This window comes from Mycobacterium sp. 48b (assembly GCF_048282725.1).
GTDB lineage: Bacteria > Actinomycetota > Actinomycetes > Mycobacteriales > Mycobacteriaceae > Mycobacterium.
The window spans coordinates 1450895-1472584 of record NZ_JBLVUL010000001.1; the positions used below are offsets into that span (position 1 = coordinate 1450895).

The following is a 21690-nucleotide window of genomic DNA, read 5'->3' on the forward strand; positions in this document are numbered from 1 at the left end:
GAGCGCTTGCGTGAAGAACAGAGGGCACTGATGGCGTCCAGTGCGCGTAAAGACCGGACCCTGCTCAAGGTCAGCATCTTCACCGTCGCCATGCTGTTGGTCGCGGCGCTGCTGGTGGTGGTGTTCGGCGAGTTCCGGTTCGCCTCGGAGAACGGCTATCACGCCACGTTCAGTCAGGCCTCGCGGCTGAAGGCCGGCCAGGACGTCCGCATCGCGGGTGTTCCGGTCGGCACCGTCAAGGACGTGAAGCTGAACCAGGACAACACCGTCGACGTGAGGTTCCTGGTCAACAAGCGCTACCAGCTCTACACGTCGAGCCAGGCCAAGGTGCGCTACGAGAACCTGGTCGGCGACCGGTATCTGGAGATCACCTCCGGCCCAGGCGAACTGCGCAAGCTCCCGCCAGGAGCCACCATCCCGCAGCAGAACACCCAGCCGGCACTGGACCTCGACGCACTCCTGGGTGGACTGCGGCCGGTGATGAAAGGCCTTGACGGCAACAAGGTCAACGAGATCTCCAACGCGATCATCGAGATGCTGCAGGGCCAGGGCGGAGCCCTGGCGAACATGCTGACCAGCACGAGCGCGTTCACCCAGAACCTTGCCGCGCGGGATCAGCTGATCGGTGACGTGATCACCAACCTCAACACGGTGCTGGGCACGGTGGACGAGAAGGGCACGCAGTTCGACAGCAGTGTCGACGAACTGCAGAAGCTGATCTCCGGCCTGTCCGAGGGACGCGACCCGATCGCCGGTGCCATCGCACCGCTGGCCTCGGCCGAGAACGACCTGACCGACATGCTGGACAAGTCTCGCCGTCCACTGCAGGCCGTCATCGAGAACGCGCGCCCGTTCGCGCAGCGGATGGATGAGCGCAAGGCCGACGTCAACAAGGTCATCGAACCGCTGGCCGAGAACTACCTGCGGCTCAACGGACTCGGCGCCTACGGCTCGTTCTTCAACATCTATTACTGCTCGATCCGGATGAAGGTGAACGGTCCGGCAGGCAGCGACATTCTGATTCCGTTCGGCGGCCCGCCGGACCCGTCGAAGGGGAGGTGTTCGGAGAATGGCTAAGCGCGACGGCGACACAGCGCTACGGACCGGGATCTTCGGGATCGCCCTGGTGGCATGTGTGGTGCTGGTGTCCTTCGGCTACACCGGGCTTCCCTTCTTCCCGCAGGGCAAGAAGTACGAGGCGTACTTCAGCGACGCCGGCGGGATCGACCCGGGCAACGACGTCAACGTCTCCGGCATCGCGGTCGGCAAGGTCACCGGGGTGGCGCTGGCCGGCGACACCGCCAAGGTCAGCTTCACCGTGGATCGCAACATCAAGATCGGTGACCAGTCACTGGTGGCGATCAAGACCGAAACCGTGCTCGGCCAGAAGTCGCTGTCGGTGACGCCGAAGGGCAGCGGGACGTCGACGGTGATCCCGTTGGGGCGCACCACGACTCCCTACACGCTCAACACGGCCCTGCAGGACCTGGGGCAGAACGTCTCCGAACTGGACAAGCCCAAGTTCGAGCAGGCCCTCCAGACCCTGACCGACACGCTGCGCGATGCCACGCCGCAGTTGCGGGGCGCGCTGGACGGTGTGGCCAACCTGTCGCGCAGCATCAACAAGCGCGATGAGGCCCTCGAGGGACTGCTGGAGCACGCCAAGCGGGTGTCGGATCTGCTGGCATCGCGCGCGGGCCAGGTCAATCAGCTGGTCACCGATGGCAATCAGCTGTTCGCCGCGCTCGACGAGCGCAGGCAGGCGCTGAGCAACCTGATCGCCGGCATCGACGACGTGTCCAGGCAGCTCTCGGGATTCGTCGCCGACAACCGCAAGGAGTTCAAGCCGGCGCTCGAGAAGCTCAACCTGGTGATGGACAACCTGTTGGAGCGCAAGGAGCACATCGGCGAGGCGCTGCGCAGGCTGCCGCCGTACGCGACGACGCTCGCCGAGGTGGTCGGCAACGGCCCGGGCTTCAACATCAACCTGTACGGCCTGCCGCCTGCGTCCATGTCCGAGGTGCTGCTCGATACCTACTTCCAGCCGGGGAAGCTGCCCGACAGCCTCGCCGACATGCTGCGTGGCTACATCTCCGAACGCACGATCGTTAGGCCGAAATCGCCATGACCCAAGAGAATTCGGTGTCGTCCGGTCGCAACAGGTGGCTGCGGATCGGGCTGGCTGTCCTGCTGCTGGCTGTTCTCGCGGTCGGTGTGTACCAGGTGTGGCCGTCGCGGACGGGTCCCAAGCTCACGGCGTACTTCACCAACGCGGTCGGGCTGTACCCGGGCGACGAGGTGCGGATCGTCGGCGTGCCGGTGGGCACGATCGACTCGATCGAGCCGCGGCCCTCGGACGTCAAGGTCGAGATGACCCTCGACCGGGGCATCAAGGTGCCCGCCGATGCCAAGGCGCTGATCCTCTCGCCGAACCTGGTGTCGGCCAGGTTCATTCAGCTGACCCCGGCTTACACCGAAGGTGACGTGATTGCCGACGGTGCATCGATCGGGCTGGACCGCACCGGCGTTCCCGTCGAGTGGGACGAAGTCAAAGAGCAACTCACCCAGCTCAGTTCGCAGCTCGGGCCGCAGGCCAACTCGGTCCAGGGACCGATCGCGGCGTTCGTCGACCAGGCCGCCACCACGTTCGACGGCAACGGCGACTCCTTCCGCAACGCATTGCGTGAGTTGTCCCAGACCGCCGGCCGGTTGGGTGACTCCCGCACCGACTTGTTCGGCACGGTGAAGAACCTGCAGGTTCTCGTCAATGCGCTGTCGAACAGCAACGAGCAGATCGTGCAGTTCACCAATCACGTGGCATCGGTGTCGCAGGTACTGGCCGACAGCTCCAACGGTCTCGATCAGACGTTGTCCACCCTGAACCAGGCATTGGGCGACGTCCGGGGCTTCCTGAACGAGAACAACGATGCGTTGATCGCCCAGGTGGGCAAGCTGGCCGACTTCACCCAGATCCTGACCGATCACAGTGACGACATCGAGCAGATCCTGCACGTCACGCCCAACGGCCTGGCCAACTTCTACAACATCTACAACCCGGCCCAGGGCACCGTCGGCGGTCTGCTGTCACTGCCCAACTTCGCCAACCCGACGCAGTTCATCTGCGGTGGCACCTTCGACATCGGTGCCAACCCGGACAACTACAAGCGCGCCGAGATCTGCAGGCAGCGCATGGGGCCGGTGCTGCGGCGCATCACGATGAACTACCCGCCGGTGCTGTTCCACCCGGTCAACAGCATCACGGCCTACAAGGGACAGATCATCTACGACACCCCGGAGACCGAGGCCAAGTCGGAGACCCCGGTCCCGTACCTGCAGTGGCAGAACAACCCTGGCGTGACGCCGCCGCAGATCCCGCACGACGCGACGCTGAGTTCGTTGATCCTGCCGCCGGATGCACCCGCACCCGCACCCGGTACAGGGGTCGGTCCGGCGCCCGGGCCTGTGGCCGCGCCTGCCGCACCCGAACCTGCACCCGCTCCTGCTGAGGCTGGTGCCGGCGGATGATGAGGGGTAAAGCATTGAGGGGTAAGGCATCCCGGTTCGGTGGACGCACGCTGGCGATCGGCAGTGGAGCGATGCTGCTCGCCGGCTGCCAGTTCGGTGGACTCAACTCCCTGAACATGCCCGGCACCGCAGGGCACGGGAAAGGGTCCTACACGGTGACGGTGGAGTTGCCCGATGTGGCGACCCTCCCGCAGAACTCGCCCGTGATGGTCGACGACGTCACTGTGGGCAGTGTGTCCGGCCTGGACGCCATGCAGCGTCCGGACGGAACCTTCTACGCGGCGGTGCAGCTGTCGCTGGACGGTGACGTCAAGCTTCCGGCGAATGCCGTTGCGCGCGTTGCCCAGACGTCACTTCTGGGTTCTCAGCACGTGCAGCTGTCCGAGCCGCTCGACGAACCGCCGCAGGGCAAGTTGGGCGAGGGCTCCAACATCTCGCTGTCGCAGACCAGCCGCTACCCGACCACCGAGGAAGTGCTGTCCTCGCTCGGCATGGTGGTGAACAAGGGCAATCTCGGTGCGCTGCAGGACATCACCGACGAGGCCTATGCCGCGGTGGCCGGACGGGCCGGAAGCTTCGCCGAGTTGATCCCGCGCCTGGCCGAGCTGACCGCATCGTTGGATCAGCAGACCAACGACATCATCGCCGCGGCCGACGGGCTGAACCGCTTCGCTTCGATCCTCGCCCGCAGCAAGGACAACCTGGGCCGCACGCTCGACACGCTGCCCGGGGCGCTGAAGGTGCTCAACGACAACCGGTCCAACATCGTCGAGGCGTTCACCGCGCTGCGCGGTTTCGCCGAGGTGGGCTCGCGGATCCTCTCTCAGACCAAGGACGATTTCGCGGCCGACATCAAGGATCTCTATCCGGTGATCAAGGCGTTCAACGACAACGCCGACGATTTCATCAAGGACCTGGAGTTCCTGCCCACCTTCCCGTTCCACTACAGGTACCTGCGCAACGCGGTCCGCGGCGACTACCTCAACGTGTTCGTCACCTTCGACCTGACGTTGCGCCGGTTCGGCGAGTCGATCTTCACCACGGGCGGGTTCGACCCGAACATGAAGCACCTCGATGAGGTGATCAATCCGCCGGACTGGCTGACCGGGCAGATGGCCAACCTGTCCGGACAGGCTGCCGACCCGTTCAAGATCCCTGCCGGAACTGCCACCCAGCACGAGGAGAAGCCGTAATGATCGATCGGCTGACCCGTATGCAGTTGATGATCTTCGGGGTCGTCACCGTCCTGACCGTCGGTGCGATTTCGCTGTTCTACCTGCACCTGCCTGCTGCCGTGGGTATCGGCACATACAACGTCAACGCCAACTTCGTCACCGGCGGCGGGATCTACGAGAACGCCAACGTGACCTACCGTGGCGTGACGGTCGGCCGGGTGGATTCGGTGGGCCTGGCCCCCGACGGTGTGGTCGCCAAGATGCAGCTGAACAGCAGCACGGCGATCCCGAACAACGTAACCGCCACGGTCAAGAGTGTTTCGGCGGTCGGCGAGCAGTACATCGACCTGATTCCGCCGGAGTCCCCGTCGACCGACAAGCTGCGCAACGGCGCGACCATCGACCAGCAGAACACCCGGGTCGGTCAGGACATCGCCGGCATGCTGCACGAGGCGGACACGCTGGTCAGCAGCATCGGGAACAGCCGACTGCAGGATCTGCTGCGCGAGACGTTCAAGGCATTCAACGGGTCCGGTCCCGAACTGGCCCGGCTCATCGAGTCATCGCGCCTGCTGATCGACGAGGCCAACGCCAGTTCCGGTGAGACCACCCAGCTGATCGACCAGGCCGGGCCGTTCCTCGAGGCGCAGATGCGCAGCGGCGACAACATCCGGTCGCTGGCCGATGGGCTGGCCCGGTTCACCGGCGAAGTGAACAAGGCCGACCCGCAGCTGCGCACCACCCTCAAGACCGTTCCCGGCGCCACCGAGGCTGCCAACACCGCGTTCAGCGGTATCCGCCCGACGTTCCCGGTGCTGGCGGCCAACCTGGCCAACTTCGGCCGGATCGGCGTGATCTACAGCAAGTCGCTCGAGCAGGCGCTGGTGATCTTCCCGGCCTTGATGGCGGCGCTGAACACGGTGGCCGGCGGTGTGCCCGTCGACGAGGGCGGCAAGCTCGACTTCAAGGTCGACCTCGGCGATGCGCCACCGTGCCTGACGGGATTCCTCCCGCCGACGCAGACCCGGTCCCCGGCCGATCTGACCCTGCGCGATCTGCCGACCGACATGTACTGCAAGACCGCACAGAACGACCCGGCCGTGGTGCGTGGCGCGCGCAACTACCCGTGCCAGGAGTTCCCGGGCAAGCGGGCACCCACGATCCAGTTGTGCCGCGACCCCAACGGCTACATCCCGGTGGGCTCCAACCCGTGGCGCGGGCCGCCGGTCCCGTACGGCACGCCGATCGAGGACGGGCGCAACATCCTGCCGCCCAACAAGTTCCCGAACATCCCGCCGCAGGTCGATCCGGATCCGGGGCCGCCGGTGGTGCAGTTGCCGCCGGGTGTCGAGCCGGGGCCGGGTCCGGCGCCGCACGCGCCCTTCCCGCTGCCGGTGCCGCCGAACAAGCCGGGCACCCCGCCGCCGCCGTGGCCGTACTTCGCGCCGCCGGACCAGATCGTGCCGCCGTACGGCCGGACGCCTCCGGGAGCACCCGAGGCAGGACCCGCGCCGGCACCCCCGGCTCCCGCTCCGGATGCACCGTTGCCGGCCGAGGCACCACCTCTGGCCAGCGCTCCCGGGATCGGCACCTACGATCAGCACAGTGGGGTCTTCGCTGACGCCGATGGAGGCACCGGTGTGTATGCAGCCGGCGCCGACAATCTGGCACCCGCGGAGACCTGGGTAGACCTGATGCTGGATCCAAGGCAGGCTTGATGACGGAAGAAACGGCCTCGAACGAGAGGCCGGCGCGTAGGCGCGCGTCCAGGGCGGCCGGCCCGACCGGGGCCGGCGGCGAGGTGACGACAGCCACCGTGGCGGTCGATTCGTCGACCACGACGGCGCCCAAGGCACCGAAGCTGACACCGCTGAAGCCGCCACCCCGGCGCCGTGCCCACGGCAGGCTGGTGGCGTTGGTGGCGGCCGTGGCACTCGGCCTCGGGACGGCGGCGCTGGGTGGGCTCGGGTATGTGATGCTCGGTCAGCAACGGGCCGTGGATGACGTGCAGGCCCGCAACGAGCGCTTCGTCGACACCGGCAAGCAGACCGTCATCAACATGTTCAGCTACACCCAGGACACCATCGACGAGAGCGTGAGCCGCTTCATCGACGGCACGAGCGGCCCGCTGCGCGACATGATGAGCCAGGGCAACAACGCCGACAACCTCAAGGCACTGTTCCGCGACACGCAGGCCAGCTCGGAGGCCGTGGTGAACGGTGCGGCGCTGGAGAAGGTGGACGAGATCGCAGGCAACGCCTCGGTGCTGGTGGCCGTGCGGGTCACGGTCGCCGACATGGACGGCGTCAATTCACCGACCCGGCCCTACCGGCTGCGGGTGATCGTGCACGAGGACGACAACGGCCACATGACCGGATACGACCTCAAGTACCCCGACGGTGGAAACTGATGCGCTCTAAACTCACTGGCCTGTTGATCGGCTTGCTGGCGGTGGCCTTCGTCGCCTTCGCCGGCATCGGTGGCTCGCTCTACTGGAACCGCGTGTTGCAGCGGGGCCAGGAGGCCACCAGAGCCGAGTTGCCCGCGGTGGCAGCCGACCAGATCCCCAAGGTGTTCGGCTACGACTATCAGACCGTCGAGCGCAGCTTGTCGGAGACCTTTCCGCTGCTGGCCCCGGACTTCCGGCAGAAGTTCGAGCAGGACGCCACGGCCAAGGTGATTCCCGAGGCCCGCAAGCGTCAGCTGGTGGTCCAGATCAGTGTCGTCGGCGTCGGCGTGATGACCGCAGAGCGCGAATCGGGATCGGTGCTGGTCTACATGAACCGCACGGTGACCGACCAGTCCCGCCAGCCGCTGTACGACGGCAGCCGGCTGCGGGTCGACTACCGCAAGATCGGCGGGAACTGGCTGATCAACGGGATCAACCCGGTCTAGCCGGCGCTCAGGCTGGATTCGCGCTTGCCAGCGCTCAGGCTGGATTCGCGCTTGCCAGCGCGGCGAGAAACGCGCGGGCCCACCGGTCGACGTCATGGGCCAACACCTGACGACGCAGCGCACGCATCCGGCGCCTGCCCTCCTCGGGACTCTGTTCCAGCGCCGCCTCGATCGCGTCCTTGACGCCCTCGAGGTGGTGCGGATTGGTCAGGTAGGCCTGGCGCAGCTCAGCCGCCGCGCCGGTGAACTCGGACAGCACCAACGCGCCACCGAGGTCGCTGCGGCATGCCACGTACTCCTTGGCGACCAGGTTCATCCCGTCGCGCAGTGGGGTGACCAGCATGACGTCGGCGGCGACGAAGAACGCGATGAGCTCGTCACGGGGCACCGGCCGGTGCAGGTAGTGCACCACCGGGTGCCCGACCTCGCCGTACTCGCCGTTGATGTGGCCGACCTGGCGCTCGATGTCCTCGCGCATGGCCTTGTAGCTCTCGACGCGTTCACGGCTGGGCGTGGCGAGCTGGACCAGGACGGTGTCGTCGCGTTTGACCCGCCGTTCTTCGAGCAGCTCGGAGAACGCGTGCAGCCGCACGTCGATGCCCTTGGTGTAGTCGAGCCGGTCGACGCCGAGCAGGATCTTGCGCGGGTTGCCGAGCTCGGCCCGGATCTGGCGGGCGCGCTGCCGCACCGTCCGGTTGCGGGCCTTGGCGTCCAGATCGGCCGAGTCGATCGAGATGGGGAAGGCGCCGACCTTGATGGTGCGGAACCCGTAGGAGACCTCGCCGAATCGGGAGCGGACGCCGATCGACGCCCGTGAGGTGTTGGCCCCGACCAGCCGGCGAGCCAGGACCAGGAAGTTCTGTGCGCCCCCGGCGAGGTGGAATCCGACCAGATCGGCCCCGAGCAGTCCCTCGACGATCTCCGTGCGCCACGGCATCTGCATGAACAGTTCGACGGGCGGGAACGGGATGTGGAGAAAGAAGCCGATCGTGACATCGGGACGCAGCATGCGCAGCATCTTCGGGACGAGCTGCAGCTGATAGTCCTGGATCCAGACCGTGGCGCCGGGCGCGGCCGCCCGGGCCGTGGCCTCGGCGAAACGCCGGTTCACGTCGACATAGCTGTCCCACCACTTGCGGTGGTAGACGGGTTTGACGATGAGGTCGTGGTAGAGCGGCCACAGGGTGGCGTTCGAAAACCCCTCGTAGTAGTCCGCGACGTCCTCGGCGGACAGTTCCACGGGATAGAGCTGCAGGTCCTCCTCGACGATGGGCTCTTCGCCACTGTCGGGGATGCCGGCCCAACCGATCCACGCGCCGCGGCGTTTACGCAGCAGCGGTTCCAGTGCTGTCACCAGCCCGCCGGGGCTGCGCTTCCAGGTCGTGCTGCCATCCGGCAACCGCTCCATGTCGATGGGCAGCCGATTGGCCACCACGACGAAGTCGGAGTTACCGGAGGCGGCCTTGGGGCCGCCCTCCGGACTCATTTACGCCTCGGACTTCGAGGGCCCGATGCCGAGCATGGACAGGAACATCCGGCACTCGTCGGCATCGGTGGCATAGGTCGCCACAACGCGACGGGCCTGGCTGGCGGTGCTGTCGGCGAGCGGTTCGACGTCGTCGATCTCGGCGGTATCAGGTTTCGCAGGCATGACATAACTGTAGGCGACCGGGAGGACCCCGGTCGCCTCACGCCATCAGCCGATGGAACCGTGCACGGTCGGGCTGCTGCCGACGGTCGACTCCGGGACCGGCTGCGGCCCCTGAGCCTGCTGTTCCTCGGCCAGTCCGATGCACTCGCCCGAGTTGGCACCGGTGCACGGGATGGAGCCGCCGCCGCCCGGCACGTTCACCGAGGGCAGGTCGGGGTTGGCCGGGGTGGCGCTGAACGGCGCGGGGGAGTTCGGCACGGTGTGCGGGACGCAGTTGCCGGTGTAGAGGTCTTCTTCCTCGCCGGTCGGGCAGGCCACCGCCGGGCCGGAAGACACGGGCACGGAGAACGCGGCGATCGCTGGGGCGGCGGCTACAGCGAGTGCAAATCCGCCGGCAAAGATCAGTCGTCGCATCGAGATCGGGAAGGTCGCCATCGTCACGCTTTCTCTAGGTATTCGATTGTTTTGTTGAGTGGGATTCTATGGATGCTGTGAGAGATCTGCATCAGATCTACGAGTTGGCTGGGAAACCGCCCCAATCTGCTACGGGCTGGCGCTGATCGTTGAGCGCGGAATGGGTTGTGGCCCTTCGGCCTCGTCCTCCTCGGCCAGTCCGATGCACTCCCCGGCGTTGTGGCCTGTGCAAGGGATGGCTCCGCCTCCGCCGGGCAGGTTCACTGCCGGCAAATCCGGGTTGCCGGGGATGCCGCTGAACGGCGAGGGTGAATTCGGCACCAGGAATGGCGTGCAGGTCGTCGTGTAGACGTCCTCTTCCTCGCCGGTGGTGCACGCCGCTTGTGCCGCCGGCGCACCGAGCCACAGCGACAGTGCGCCTGCGGCGCCGGCGACGGACAGGGCGACGGCCGCAGCACGTGATTTCACCTCAGCAGTCTAGGACTGCTGAGGGTTTACTGTGCGGTCTCTGCCGTGGCGCTGTATCAGCCGATGGAGCCGTGCACGGTCGGGCTGCTGCCGACGGTCGACTGCGGAACCGGTTGCGGGCCCTCGGATTGCTGTTCCTCGGCCAGGCCGATGCACTCACCGGAATTGGCGCCGGTGCACGGGATCGAACCGCCTCCGTCGGGCACGTTCACCGAGGGGAGGTTCGGATTGCCGGCGGTCGGGGCGAACGCGCTGGGCGAGTTCGGCACCAGATCCGGGACGCACACGTTGGTGAAGGTGTCTTCGGTCTCCCCGTTGGGGCAGGAGGCGAGCGAGCCGGGAACGGGCATGGCGAGGACGGTCAGGGCGGGGGCTGCAGCGATGGCCACGGCAATGCCTGCCGCGACGGCGAAGCGACGCGCGATAAACGGGGAGTTGGCCATTGCGGTGCTTTCTCTTCTGGGCCTCACAAGGTTTGCTCAACCCCGGCCGCGGTGGGTGGGCGACGATTATCCGTGATGTCGCCTCATGGTCGATATACTACCCTTTACTAGGGGAAATAACCCGCCGGACGACGCGGCGTCGACCGTCGCAGGCCTCCGCTGTGAAGCCGCTGAATGATAGCTGTGATCCCGGTGTGAGCCTGGTTACGCGATACACGTAATGTGCAGTTCGTAACTTACTTACCCTGCCTAAGAGGTGGTCCGAAATGGTCAGTTCCGACGACGAGGCCCGTCAGGTCGAATACGAGACACTCGATGAGGGACGCATCGCCCGGATCTGGCTGAACCGTCCCGATGCACAGAACGCTCAGTCCCGAACGCTGCTGGTGCAACTCGACGAGGCGTTCGGCCGGGCCGAGGCCGATGATGCGGTCCGGGTGGTGATCCTGGCCGCCCGCGGCAAGAACTTCTCGGCCGGTCACGACCTCGGTTCCGAAGAGGCATTGGCAGAGCGTGCGCCCGGCCCGACCCAGCACCCGACGTTCCGCTCACACGGTGCCACCGCCGCAAGCATCACCGAGCGCACGTATCTGCAGGAGTGGCACTTCTACTTCGAGAACACCCGGCGTTGGCGTGATCTGCGCAAGATCACGATCGCCCAGGTGCAGGGCAATGCGATCTCGGCGGCCCTGATGCTAATCTGGGCCTGCGATCTGATCGTGGCCGCCGACGACGCCAAGTTCAGCGACGTCGTCGGGGTACGAATGGGGATGCCGGGCGTCGAGTATTACGCCCACCCCTGGGAGTTCGGCGCCCGCAAGGCCAAAGAGCTTTTGCTGACCGGTGATTCGATCGATGCCGATGAGGCGTATCGCTTGGGCATGGTGTCCAAGGTGTTCGCGCGCGACGAACTCGAAGACAAGACACTGGAATTCGCCCGGCGCATCGCCGAGCGGCCGACGATGGCGGCCTTGCTGGTCAAGGATTCTGTCAACGCGGCCAGCGACGCGATGGGCTTCACCGAGGCACTGCGCCATGCCTTCCACATTCACGAACTCGGGCACGCGCACTGGGCGTCGACCAACGAGAACCGCTGGCCGGTAGGTATGCCGCCGGATGTTCCCGACTGGCGGACATTGGGGGCTCCCAAGCCCGCCCGGCGTGATACACCATGACCATGCAGATTTCGTTAGAGGATCGAACTTTTCTGGTCACCGGTGGCGGTAGCGGCATCGGTAAGGGTGCCGCGGCTGCCATCGTCGCCGCCGGCGGTAACGCCCTGCTGATCGGGCGCAATGCCGACAAGCTGAGTGCGGCCGCTGACGAATTGAACGCAGGGTCTACCGCTGGTGGATCGGTGCGCTACGAGCCCGCCGACGTCACCAACGAGGACGAGGTCCGCCGCGCGGTCGACGTGGCCACTGCCTGGAACGGTCAGCTGCACGGTGTGGTGCACAGCGCCGGTGGGTCGCTGACCATCGGTCCGATCACCCAGATCGACTCCGAACTGTGGCGCCAGACCGTCGATCTCAACGTCAACGGGACGATGTACCTCATCAAGCATGCAGGCCGCGAGATGGTCCGCGGTGGTGGCGGCTCGTTCGTCGGCATTTCTTCGATCGCCTCGACCAACACACACCGTTGGTTCGGTGCGTATGGCGTGAGCAAGGCGGCGTTCGACCATCTGCTCAAGCTGGCCGCCGACGAGCTGGGGCCGTCCTCGGTGCGGTTCAACAGCATTCGTCCCGGCTTGACCCGTACCGAGATGGTCGGCCCTGTCTTCGAACTGCCGGCAGCCCGCGAGGACTACGAGGCCTGCACGCCGATGCCGCGGTTCGGCGAGGTCGAGGACATCGCCAACCTGGCGGTGTTCCTGCTCAGTGACGCCGCGGGCTGGATCACCGGTCAGTCCGTCGGTGTCGACGGCGGGCACAGCCTCCGCCGTGGCCCCGACATCTCCGGAATGCTGGAACCGCTCTACGGCACCGACGGCCTGCGCGGCGTCGTTCCGAGCGAGTAGGCACAGAGGACTTTGCGCTGAAGATTGCGGTCACCACGTGACCGCAATCTTCAGCGCTGCTTCGTTCTAGGCCGGGTGGTCCCCGCCGGCCTCCCACGCACTCAGCGCACCGGCCGCCGACCAATCCAAATCGCCGCCACCCGTCGCCAGCAGCGTGAGGAAACGGTCCCGCAGCAGGCTCGCGACGGGTAGCGGCACCTGTAGCTCCTCGCCTGCACTCAGCGCCAATTTGACGTCCTTGAGCCCCAGGGTGGCGGCGAACCCGGCCGGGGTGAACTCCTCGCGCGCCAGCAGACCGCCGTAGGTGCGATACACCGGAGCGTCGAACAACGTCGACGTCAGCAGTTCCAGGTACTGCTGTTTGTCAACTCCGGCCTTGCTCACCAGTGCCATTGCCTCGCCCAGGGATTCGATCACCGAGGCGATCAGGAAGTTGCCGCTGATCTTCACCAGGTTCGCGGCTTGAGGGTCTTCGGCGAGGACGAATGTGCGCTGCCCGATCGCATCGAACACCGGCGTCACCGCTGCCACGGTGGCCGGGGCGCCGGCGGCCACGACGAACAACTTGGCTGCCGCGGCGGCCTCGGGCCTGCCGAACACCGGGGCGGCGACAAAACCCTGGCCGGCCTCGCCATGGGCCTTGGCCAGCCGCTGGGCCAGGGCGACACTGATGGTCGACGACGAGACGTGAACGGCACCGTCGGGCAGGGAGGCCACCACGCCGTGATCTCCGAAAGTCACCGCCTCGACCGCGTCGTCGTTGGCCAGCATCGTGACGACGACGTCGCCCCGGCAGGCCTCGGCGACCGACGCTGCCGGTCGCGCCCCCTGGGCGGCCAGCGCGGTCACCTTGTCGGGGGAGCGGTTGTAGGCGGTGACTTCGTGTCCTGCCGTGAGCAGGTTGGCGGCCATGGCCGCGCCCATGTTGCCCAGGCCGATGAATCCGATCTTCATACCTCCACTCTTACCGACTACGTTGGCGACGGGAGGCGCGATGAAGTTCTCGACAGTGATGTTTTTTCTGAACTAACATTGGCCCCACGCATGGCCAATGCTGAAATTTCGATTTGGGCGATCGCGAAAAGCGATCTAGCGTAGTCGTAGCGTTACTCGGTGTCGAACCCGTTACCGGCGGTCACTCAATGTTTCTCGAAGGAATTCTCCGGTCGAAGTAAATTCGGTCGCATCGCGGGTGGAAGCGTAGACGCGGCATACCTCCGTGGCAATGTAGGTCTCGTCGAGCATTAATTTCTTAGCCACTGCGCGGATATAGTCGTGATGGTCGTCAACGCTGCTGATCACCTCTGCGATACTGATGCGGTGATTGACTTTGAAATGCTCTTCCACCTCGGCGCAGCCAAAAACCAATATCTCGGGCGCGACACCACCTGGTAGGCTTGCCACGAAGGGTTTGAGATCCTTCAAATCGCCTATTTTGATATCGCCGTCATACAGTCCGACTGCTCTAATGCCCGCTTTTCGCAAAAGTGAAACGGCCGATGGTATGTTTTGCGCATCTCCAACGCCCAGAACCTGGACCCCTGAGAGAAAGTCGCTAGCGCAACTACGGATTATCTCAATTGTGAGGCGACGGGAAAATTCATCCTCTACGCAAACGATCGCTCTTTCATTGTCCCGTGCATCACCATGCAAATATGCGTCTATCTGATAGGTGCTCAGCCCGGTCGCTGCGTCAATGAGACCATCCGGTTGTCGTTTCAGGTATACGACTGAATCGCGCCCAAGTTCCATCAGAATCGCAGAACTGTGAGTCGTTAGTATGATCTGGTGACCGCGACGGCCCGCCACGTCAACTAGGTATCTGGCGAGGCGGCGTTGAGCCTCGCCATGGAGCGAGGTCTCAGGCTCTTCAAGAACAAACAGGCTCTGCGTCGGAGCGCCTTCCATTGTGTTGACCATATAGACGACACGCCCTTCGCCGAAGCCCATATGATTCTCTGAGTACCGTTTCCCGTTTCGAGTTGCCATCGCCAACTCTGCGGTTCGGTTGGAATGGGTAACCTCGGTGAAGCCCAGCTCATCGTATGGTAATCCGAGTATCGTGGCTACGTTATTGGCCGCATCGTTTGGTAGTTCACGTGACGCGCCCAATTGGATACGGTGGCCACCGTATATAGACAAGTCACGGCGTTCGACCTTAGGTATGAACTGGGTAAAGCCGATGTAGTAACACGCTCTTTCAGGCTGTCGTTTGTAGCCAGACCATTCTCTAGCCTTCCTGCTAACCGTTACTTTTTGCGGCTCCGCCCCGCGCTCTACGCAATATGAATAAAATACCCTTGCATCGTCGCTGAATGGTGATGGGTCGGCCGCCGATACAGGGAAGAAATCCTTCACGTAAAATCTTGCAAGTGCCGCAGTGACCGCTTTTCGGTATGCGCAACTTGCAAGCCGGGCAATAGTGCTCTTTCCTGTTCCATTCAATCCTGACAACGCGGTAATAGGTGATTGAAATTCGATAGTAAGATCGGCAACGCCCCGAAAGCCGTGAATCTCAATGGACTGCAAGATCGGCCCGAAGTTGGCATATCTGTGGTCAGCCCTGAACTTTGCTGCCAGCTTCCGAACATTGTCGTCGTGGCTCATTTTGTTGGCTTGCCTCACTTCGACTACCAATGGATATCGTGCAAAAACACGGCTCATTCTGCCACTGATATCCACCACCGGCAGTCGGTTCGGGCCAGACACGGCCTTGAGATGCTTCACAGGTAAGCGCCAGATGCCGCTCGTCAGCTCGTCAGGGGCGAAGGGTGAACTCTCGGGAGCGTCCCAGTGCGAACTCCTCCGAACGCAGATCTGCTGCGGTTCGGGCGGTCATCTCCGGCAATGACGGTGTCGCGAGGAATACGGTCGCTTGCTGGCGTGCGCGGTGGTCGAGCTCGGCGAGTTTCTCTTCGGCGGCAGCCAGGCTCGTGCGTAGCCCATCGGCTTCTCCGAGCCATCCTGCTTCCTCGGCTTCAGCGACCCGGTCGCTGAGATTGTCGCGGATGGTCTCCAGGCGGGACCGCTGCGCCGGATCGACCCGAAGCACTGGGCAGCGGATGCAGCTGTGCTCGTGTTGACAACTGGTCCCGTAGGCGCGGCCGCAGTCCCCAAGGGCGAGCTTGCGACGTTCGAAATGCCCGAGGAATTCGTCCCATTCGGCGTCGGTCGGGGTGCGGTATTCCTCGCCGGGGCGCAGCGCTCGGCGCCGTGCGATGAACGCGCGGTGGCCGTTGATTGCTTCCTGGGGATAGATGGTCTTGTATCCCATGGTGGTGTTGATGTCCTTGTGCCCCAGTAGAAGTTGGGCGATATGTGGTGGCATCCCGTTCAGGATCGCGTCGGTGGTAAAGATTCGCCGGAAGTCGTGGGGCCGGAAATAGAGGGGTTGCCCGTCGGCGTCTTTGACGTCGGTGGCCTCGAACGCTTCTTTGATGGCTGTCCGGATCGTCGCGGTAGACAAGGCGGAGCGGTGGCCAACATCGTTCCATTGAAAGAGCAAGGGAGAAGGTGGTTCCCATACTCGCTCGTGTTCGTCGTAGAACGGCACCAGCGGTATCGACTCAGAGTCGCCCCGGACCCGGGTAATGATCGTGGCCAGTACATCGGCCAATTCGGGACTCACGACCAGGAGACGTTCCTGGTCGGTTTTCGATGGGGCGATATGCAACAGCGGGATGATCTCACCCGTCTTGGGTAGCTGATACTGGGTGATGCTGTGGTGGCTTGTTTCGAGCATCTCTTCGATTCGAACTCCTGTGTGGCGCAGAAACTCCACAGCCGCCCAGCCCCAGAACGCGCGGTTCTCCTCCCTGAGCAGATGCCGTTTGCGGCCCGAGGCGTCGACGGCGGCGGTGCGCTGCCGGCGTGTGCCGCGGCGACTCGATAGAACCGCTCTTGTGAACGTCTCACCACACACGGTGAATGTGTCGTCGTCGGTGGCCAACGCTGCCTCAAGCCGTACTCGAGCGTCTTGGGCCCGTTGTGCGGCGGCATCAACGATCGTCGGCAGGAATGGACGTAGATCCCGCGTGCGCTGGTCGATACGAGCCTTGCGCCGGGCGAAGGTCTTCTTCAATAGCACCTCGGTGGCGCTGATGGGACTCGGGACGGCCCACGGTGCCCAGCGAGCGGGGTCTTCGGTGGCCCACTGAGCAAGGTCAAGGTAGAAGGCACGCACCTGGTGCAGGATCGGGATGTAGTTGCCGCGCGGTGCGACCGTCTCGGTGACGGTTCCGTCGGGTAGCTGTCGGCGAGTTGTTTTGGTGCGCAGCCGTTCTTTCCATGCCGAGGCGACTTCAGGACTCAATTTCAACGACTCGATCCCGGGATGGTGAATTTCGAGGTCACGCCAGAAATTCGAACCGAGATAGCGGGCCAACCCCTCCAAACTGGTGTAGTCCAGCGCGGGTTGGCGTTCGGTTAGGTAGTCCACCAACAGGTCGCGGATTCTGCCGTTCTCCACGTGATAGCGATCGATGAGCTGTTCGGGTGTGAGTTGTCCTCCATAGGAGGTGATTCTGCGCAGAGTGGCGGGTGCGCCGCCGGTGAACACCCCGGCCGATCGCAGAATCGCATAGAACAGGTATCGGCGTGATCCAGTGAGGCACAAGCTAATTTCGACCTGGCGCAGCTGTACACAGTCGCCAACCGTGATGTCGGTGATCCCGCCGCCTTTGGCGGCGAGGATGGCAGCGATCTGCCATCGAGCCAGTCTGCCCGGCTGCGAGCCCCACAGATCGGAATCCGTAGCCGCCTCAATGGCAGCGAAACCGCCCGGATCGCGGCGAGCAGTCATGATGTCGGTCAAGTCAGGGTCGCGTTTGCGTGACGAAAAGAACATCAAGCTGGGAGACAAGACTTCTGCTGCGACCAAGACCAGAAAGCCGGCCTTAAGTGCTGACGCGCCGACGCGTCTGGTGTGAGCACCGAGCCACAATGCAGGCTCAGTGATCCAGTCCGCCTCGCGTTCCTCGGCTCCGCTTGTTATCCATCGTTGCTGCCAGGTGTCACCTGATAGGGACGCGAGCCAGCGCAACAGGCCTGTGGCACCACGGACTTGTTTGGGAGTCAACGGCATTGCGGCCCGGCCGGCCACGCTGATTCGCATCAACACCTCATCGATGGATGCTGCGCCGAGATCGGGGCAGGGTGCAGCGATACGGGCCGGAAAGCGCCGCAGCATGTCTTGGGCATACTCACCGCGCCCCGAAACCTGCCAACCCGTTGGTTTCACGCCTGGCGGCACAGCGGCAGTCACCACGTCGGGACGCGACGGAGTTTTCATCGGGTCGCTCCGCGGCTGAAGAGCACGTCGAGCGACTGTTGGTGATACCCCGCCGCCGGAGGCGCCACGTCACTGGGTTGTGCGGCGACGCGGCGCTGATGGGCCAGCGTTCGCGCGACCACGTCCTCCTCTGTGGGTGTGGTGTAGATCTGCGTGGTCGTCAGGTGAGCGTGGCCCAGTACCCACTGCACGTCCGTGATCGACATTTCAGGGTCATTGCTCATCCGGGTCGCGGCCGTATGCCGCAGATCGTGAATGGTCCAATTCGACCCCAGCGCATCCTGCGTACGAGAGAACATCGCCCGGGCCGCCGGATACGACACGGGCCGCCACGGCCGGCGCAAGGTCAGCCACAACGGATGCGACTTGCCGCGAGGTGCGCCCCGCTTCCACACCTGTTCCTGATACAGGCGCAGCCACACGAACGCATCCTGTGACGCGGGAAGCCATTGCACCGCCCGAGATCCCTTACGCGTCACACGGATCAGTTGTTGCCCCGGATCCACATCGAATTGTGTGGTCGACAACAGTTCGTCGGCACGGGCGCCCGTCGATACCCAAAACGCCAGCAGGGCACGATCCCTATGCGTGCGCAGATCTGCGAACAATCGGTTGAACTGGTCATCGGGAATGCTCTTCGGTATCCGACGCTGTCGTCGCGGACGGTACCGACCTGCCCGATCGCCAGACACCGCATCCAGCGGGTTCCGGTGAGCATTGCGCCGTCCCGGCCGACGTGAACGATCCAATGGGAACGGATTGACCAGCGGACCCCGCCCCAACTCGATCTGAAAGTCGTAGAACGAGCGCAATACCGCCTCAGCGTGCACTCTCGTCGACGAAGCGTAACGACTCGACGGTTCCGGCTTGCCAGTCACAGCATTCACTCCACCGTCACGCCTGGACGGTGCGGGAGCAGCTGCCTTATTTCCGTCACGGTGCCGCCAATGAACACGAACGGGCTTGTCGGCCAGCATCATCCAACGTGCGAAGTCACGGCCCTCGATCGATGTCGCGCGGTCCCAGTCCACCCCGACCGCAGCTAGAAACCTCCACCACCGCAACAGATCGTGACCATACGAGCGGATCGTGCCAGGCCGCCGATCTGCGGCCTGCAACTCGGCGAAAAACGCCGCGACTGGTTCAATGGAAATCCCGTTTGCGTCAAGCATGCGAAACGGCACCCAGCGGTCACCGGTCGCCTCAAGCCGGCCAACATCGGGCACCACCAGCACTGCAAGATTCCGCACCCCATCCGGATCGCCCATGACTCGGGAACGTACCAAAGCCCTATCTGACCTGCAATGATTCGTATCTTAGTTCAGTCAACAGATTCCAGGATGGCAACAACACCGGCATCGAAGTTCCCGCCGACGTGGTGGCGGCACTGGGGGCGGGTAAGCGCCCGGCCGTGGTGATCGATGTGAACGGCTACCGGTACCGCTCGACGATCGCGCCGATGGGCGGCAAGTTCCTGATCCCGTTCAGCGCCGAGCGCCGCAGGGAGTCGGGTATCGGCGGTGGCAATGCCATCGACGTGGAACTGACCGTCGACACCGAGCCGCGCACCGTCACAGTGCCCGACGATCTGCGGGCCGCAATCGACGGGTCGGCGGGCGCTGCCGCGCAGTGGGAGCGCCTGTCCTACAGCAAACAGAAGGCGCACGTCACGTCGGTGGAAGGGGCCAAGGCCGCCGAGACCCGGGCCCGACGCATCGCGAAAGTTATTGCTGACCTAGGGGCTTGAGCTCGGTGCTCTCCTCTGTGTGGTCACAAACCCGGTGCACAGCGTTGACGATGCCCTGGTAGCCGGTGCACCGACAGAAGTTGCCCGAGAGCCCCTCGCGGATCTCCTCATCGGTGGGGTCCGGGTTGTCCCGCAGAAGCGCGGTGATCGAGGTGACGAATCCCGGCGTGCAGAAGCCGCATTGGAGACCGTGGCACTCCTTGAGGGCGGCCTGCACCGGGGACAGCTGACCGTCCGGGCCGGCGATGCCCTCGACGGTGGTCACTTCCTGACCGTCGACCTGAACTGCGAACACCAGGCACGACCGGACCGCCTGACCGTCCAGCAGGACCGTGCAGGCGCCGCAGGCACCGTGCTCGCAGCCGAGGTGGGTGCCGGTGAGACCACAGTTGTCCCGCAGGAAATCGGCGAGAGTCACCCGCGGCTCCACCACCCCCTGGTAGTCACGGCCGTTGACCGAAACTGCAACCGGTAGTTCATGCATTGAGGGCCTCCTCGGCGTGCGTGGTTGCCTGGACCCAGGCTCTGGACACCATGGCGGCCCCGACCCGGGCCCGGTACGACGCCGAGCCCTGCAGATCGGAAGGAATGTCGGTGAGCTCGGACATCGCCAGCCGGCCGATCTCGTCAGCGGTGATACCGCCGATCGGGGTGCCGAGAACGGCTCTCTCGGCCGGGGTGGCCCGCAGCGGTGTGGAGCCGAGTCCGAGCAGGCCGATACCGCAACGGGTGATCCGGTCGTCCTCGTCGAGGTCGAACCCGACCACGGCGCCGGCGATGGCGAAATCGCCATGGCGTCGGGCGAATTCGGCGATCCCGAAGCCACTGCGGCCGGATGCCACCGGGAAACGCACGGCAGTCAGGATCTCGTCGGGAGCCAATGAGGTTTCCCACAGGCCGGTGAAGAACTCGGCGGCGGGGATCTGGCGGGTGCCGCGGGACGAGGTGGCCTCGACCGTGGCGTCGAGTGCCAGCGCCACCGCGGCATATTCGGCTGCCGGATCGGCGTGCGCGATCGCGCCGCCCAGGGTCCCGCGGCTGCGGATCTGGAAGTGGCCGATGTGTGGCGTGGCCAGGGTGAGCAGCGGTACCGAATCGGCGACCTCGTCGTCCAGGCCGACCATGGCGTGCGGGGTGGCCGCGCCGATCCGAACCTCGTTGCCCTGCAGTGTGATGTCGTTCAACTCGGGCAGCCGCGAGATGTCGATCAGATTCTCGAAATGCGTCAGGCGCATGGCCAGCATCGGCACCAGGCTCTGTCCGCCTGCCAGGATCTTGGCGTCCTCGCCGTACTCGCCGAGCATGGACACCGCCTCGGCGACCGTGCCGGGTCGGTGATACGCGAACGGTGCGGGCTTCATGACACCAACCGCAGCAGCGCGGCGTGCAGATCCTCGGCGGTGAGCCCGCTGCTCTTGCGCTTGTTGCGGCCGGCCCGGCCGAACAGGAAGCCGAGCACGCCTGCGGTGGCGACCGCGCCGATGGCGGGGGCGAAGCGCTTGGCCATCGGGACTGCCATCACCTTGGCCAGCGCAAGCGCATTGATCGGGGCGGCCTCCTGCGGCGCCTGCTCGGATGACCCCGCGGTGGAGCCGGTTTCGGTCACCGGTGCCGTCCCGCCGAGGAGTTCGGCTTCCAGGCTCTTGGCGAACTGGTCGATCAGACTGCCTGCCACATCGGCGAGCACACCGCGGCCGAACTGGGCCGCCTTACCCGAGATGGCCAGATCCGTGGTGACCACGACGAGCGTGGAGTCGGCACCCTCGTCCTTGAGCTGGGCGGTCACGATGGCCGAGGCGGTGCCGTTGCCGCGGGTCTCCTTGCCGCTGGCCTTGAGGACGACCCGCTGCGCGGCCGAGTCCTTTTCCTGGAACGTCGCATCGCCCTTGTAGGACACCGTGATCGGGCCGACCTTCACCTTGACCGCACCGGTGAAGTCGTCGCCGTCGACGCTCAGCAGGGTGGCCCCGGGCAGGCAGGGCGCGACGCGTTCGACGTCGGTGAGCACCTCCCAGGTTTTCGCCGCAGGTACCGCGACCCGGAATTCGTTGTTGAGCTCCAC

General features: G+C 64.8%; 22 protein-coding genes. 10 read left to right on the forward strand and 12 right to left on the reverse strand.

Translation table 11 applies throughout. The annotated features are described in order from the left end of the window. The first annotated feature begins 30 nt into the window (after positions 1 to 30). From ACNQR1_RS06645 to ACNQR1_RS06675, 7 genes are read left to right on the forward strand one after another with little or no spacing between them, the layout of a single operon-like run. Complete coding sequence (locus ACNQR1_RS06645) at positions 31 to 1077, forward strand: MCE family protein (protein ID WP_418044914.1); 1047 nt, start codon at positions 31 to 33, stop codon at positions 1075 to 1077. After that, positions 1070 to 2128: a virulence factor Mce family protein gene (locus ACNQR1_RS06650; protein ID WP_418044915.1), complete on the forward strand. Its 1059-nt coding sequence runs from the start codon at positions 1070 to 1072 to the stop codon at positions 2126 to 2128. Before ACNQR1_RS06645 ends, ACNQR1_RS06650 begins: the two co-directional genes overlap by 8 nt. Continuing rightward, positions 2125 to 3525: a virulence factor Mce family protein gene (locus tag ACNQR1_RS06655; protein ID WP_418044916.1), complete on the forward strand. Its 1401-nt coding sequence runs from the start codon at positions 2125 to 2127 to the stop codon at positions 3523 to 3525. Before ACNQR1_RS06650 ends, ACNQR1_RS06655 begins: the two co-directional genes overlap by 4 nt. Continuing rightward, positions 3522 to 4718: an MCE family protein gene (locus tag ACNQR1_RS06660; protein WP_418044917.1), complete on the forward strand. Its 1197-nt coding sequence runs from the start codon at positions 3522 to 3524 to the stop codon at positions 4716 to 4718. Before ACNQR1_RS06655 ends, ACNQR1_RS06660 begins: the two co-directional genes overlap by 4 nt. Beyond that, complete coding sequence (locus tag ACNQR1_RS06665; protein ID WP_418044918.1) at positions 4718 to 6418, forward strand: MCE family protein; 1701 nt, start codon at positions 4718 to 4720, stop codon at positions 6416 to 6418. Before ACNQR1_RS06660 ends, ACNQR1_RS06665 begins: the two co-directional genes overlap by 1 nt. Further along, positions 6418 to 7110, forward strand: coding sequence for a mammalian cell entry protein (locus tag ACNQR1_RS06670; protein WP_418044920.1), 693 nt, complete (start codon positions 6418 to 6420; stop codon positions 7108 to 7110). The genes ACNQR1_RS06665 and ACNQR1_RS06670 overlap by 1 nt, the downstream gene beginning before the upstream one ends. Then, on the forward strand, positions 7110 to 7595 hold the full coding sequence (locus ACNQR1_RS06675) for a mammalian cell entry protein (protein WP_418044922.1): 486 nt from the start codon (positions 7110 to 7112) through the stop codon (positions 7593 to 7595). Before ACNQR1_RS06670 ends, ACNQR1_RS06675 begins: the two co-directional genes overlap by 1 nt. Before the next feature lie 34 nt (positions 7596 to 7629). Here ACNQR1_RS06675 and ACNQR1_RS06680 read toward each other — a convergent pair whose 3' ends face one another. The 5 genes from ACNQR1_RS06680 to ACNQR1_RS06700 all read right to left on the reverse strand — a co-directional run bounded on the left by ACNQR1_RS06680 (position 7630) and on the right by ACNQR1_RS06700 (position 10571). Further along, positions 7630 to 9081, reverse strand: a complete 1452-nt coding sequence (locus ACNQR1_RS06680) for an alpha,alpha-trehalose-phosphate synthase (UDP-forming) (RefSeq protein WP_418044924.1) — start codon at positions 9079 to 9081, stop codon at positions 7630 to 7632. Next, on the reverse strand, positions 9082 to 9246 hold the full coding sequence (locus ACNQR1_RS06685; protein WP_418044926.1) for a hypothetical protein: 165 nt from the start codon (positions 9244 to 9246) through the stop codon (positions 9082 to 9084). A gap of 45 nt (positions 9247 to 9291) precedes the next feature. Further along, positions 9292 to 9681 (reverse strand): intersectin-EH binding protein Ibp1, encoded by a 390-nt coding sequence (locus tag ACNQR1_RS06690; protein WP_418044928.1) that lies wholly within the window; start codon positions 9679 to 9681, stop codon positions 9292 to 9294. 108 nt (positions 9682 to 9789) lie between these two features. Next, positions 9790 to 10128: a hypothetical protein gene (locus ACNQR1_RS06695; protein WP_418044930.1), complete on the reverse strand. Its 339-nt coding sequence runs from the start codon at positions 10126 to 10128 to the stop codon at positions 9790 to 9792. A gap of 56 nt (positions 10129 to 10184) precedes the next feature. Beyond that, positions 10185 to 10571, reverse strand: a complete 387-nt coding sequence (locus ACNQR1_RS06700) for an intersectin-EH binding protein Ibp1 (RefSeq protein WP_418044932.1) — start codon at positions 10569 to 10571, stop codon at positions 10185 to 10187. A gap of 266 nt (positions 10572 to 10837) precedes the next feature. Between ACNQR1_RS06700 and ACNQR1_RS06705 the strand changes: the two genes are divergently transcribed. Both ACNQR1_RS06705 and ACNQR1_RS06710 read left to right on the forward strand, forming a co-directional pair. Beyond that, positions 10838 to 11746, forward strand: coding sequence for an enoyl-CoA hydratase (locus ACNQR1_RS06705; RefSeq protein ID WP_418044934.1), 909 nt, complete (start codon positions 10838 to 10840; stop codon positions 11744 to 11746). A gap of 2 nt (positions 11747 to 11748) precedes the next feature. After that, positions 11749 to 12591 carry an SDR family oxidoreductase gene (locus tag ACNQR1_RS06710; RefSeq protein ID WP_418044936.1) on the forward strand — a complete coding sequence of 281 codons (843 nt, stop codon included), beginning with the start codon at positions 11749 to 11751 and terminating at the stop codon, positions 12589 to 12591. 66 nt (positions 12592 to 12657) lie between these two features. Here the strand turns inward: ACNQR1_RS06710 and ACNQR1_RS06715 are convergent, their stop codons facing one another. The 4 genes from ACNQR1_RS06715 to ACNQR1_RS06730 form a co-directional block, all read right to left on the reverse strand. Then, on the reverse strand, positions 12658 to 13545 hold the full coding sequence (locus ACNQR1_RS06715) for an NAD(P)-dependent oxidoreductase (protein ID WP_418044938.1): 888 nt from the start codon (positions 13543 to 13545) through the stop codon (positions 12658 to 12660). A 171-nt stretch (positions 13546 to 13716) separates the two neighbouring features. Continuing rightward, the gene (locus tag ACNQR1_RS06720) at positions 13717 to 15198 is read right to left on the reverse strand and encodes an ATP-dependent nuclease (protein WP_073914419.1); all 1482 of its coding nucleotides are present in this window, start codon (positions 15196 to 15198) and stop codon (positions 13717 to 13719) included. A 151-nt stretch (positions 15199 to 15349) separates the two neighbouring features. Beyond that, positions 15350 to 17881, reverse strand: a complete 2532-nt coding sequence (locus ACNQR1_RS06725) for a tyrosine-type recombinase/integrase (protein WP_205626389.1) — start codon at positions 17879 to 17881, stop codon at positions 15350 to 15352. Then, positions 17878 to 19149, reverse strand: a complete 1272-nt coding sequence (locus ACNQR1_RS06730) for a tyrosine-type recombinase/integrase (RefSeq protein ID WP_033711450.1) — start codon at positions 19147 to 19149, stop codon at positions 17878 to 17880. Before ACNQR1_RS06730 ends, ACNQR1_RS06725 begins: the two co-directional genes overlap by 4 nt. A 26-nt stretch (positions 19150 to 19175) precedes the next feature. Here ACNQR1_RS06730 and ACNQR1_RS06735 point away from each other — a divergent pair, with 26 nt between their 5' ends. Further along, positions 19176 to 19628, forward strand: a complete 453-nt coding sequence (locus ACNQR1_RS06735) for a YdeI/OmpD-associated family protein (protein ID WP_418050299.1) — start codon at positions 19176 to 19178, stop codon at positions 19626 to 19628. Here ACNQR1_RS06735 and ACNQR1_RS06740 read toward each other — a convergent pair. Genes ACNQR1_RS06740 through ACNQR1_RS06750 form a run of 3 tightly spaced genes read right to left on the reverse strand, consistent with a single transcriptional unit; the run spans position 19606 to position 21690 of the window. Next, positions 19606 to 20112 (reverse strand): (2Fe-2S)-binding protein, encoded by a 507-nt coding sequence (locus ACNQR1_RS06740; RefSeq protein ID WP_418044941.1) that lies wholly within the window; start codon positions 20110 to 20112, stop codon positions 19606 to 19608. The genes ACNQR1_RS06735 and ACNQR1_RS06740 overlap by 23 nt on opposite strands. Then, positions 20105 to 20989, reverse strand: coding sequence for an FAD binding domain-containing protein (locus tag ACNQR1_RS06745; protein ID WP_418044943.1), 885 nt, complete (start codon positions 20987 to 20989; stop codon positions 20105 to 20107). The genes ACNQR1_RS06740 and ACNQR1_RS06745 overlap by 8 nt, the downstream gene beginning before the upstream one ends. Further along, a complete protein-coding gene (locus ACNQR1_RS06750; RefSeq protein ID WP_418044945.1) occupies positions 20986 to 21690 on the reverse strand; it encodes an SRPBCC family protein in 705 nt (234 codons plus the stop codon). The genes ACNQR1_RS06745 and ACNQR1_RS06750 overlap by 4 nt, the downstream gene beginning before the upstream one ends.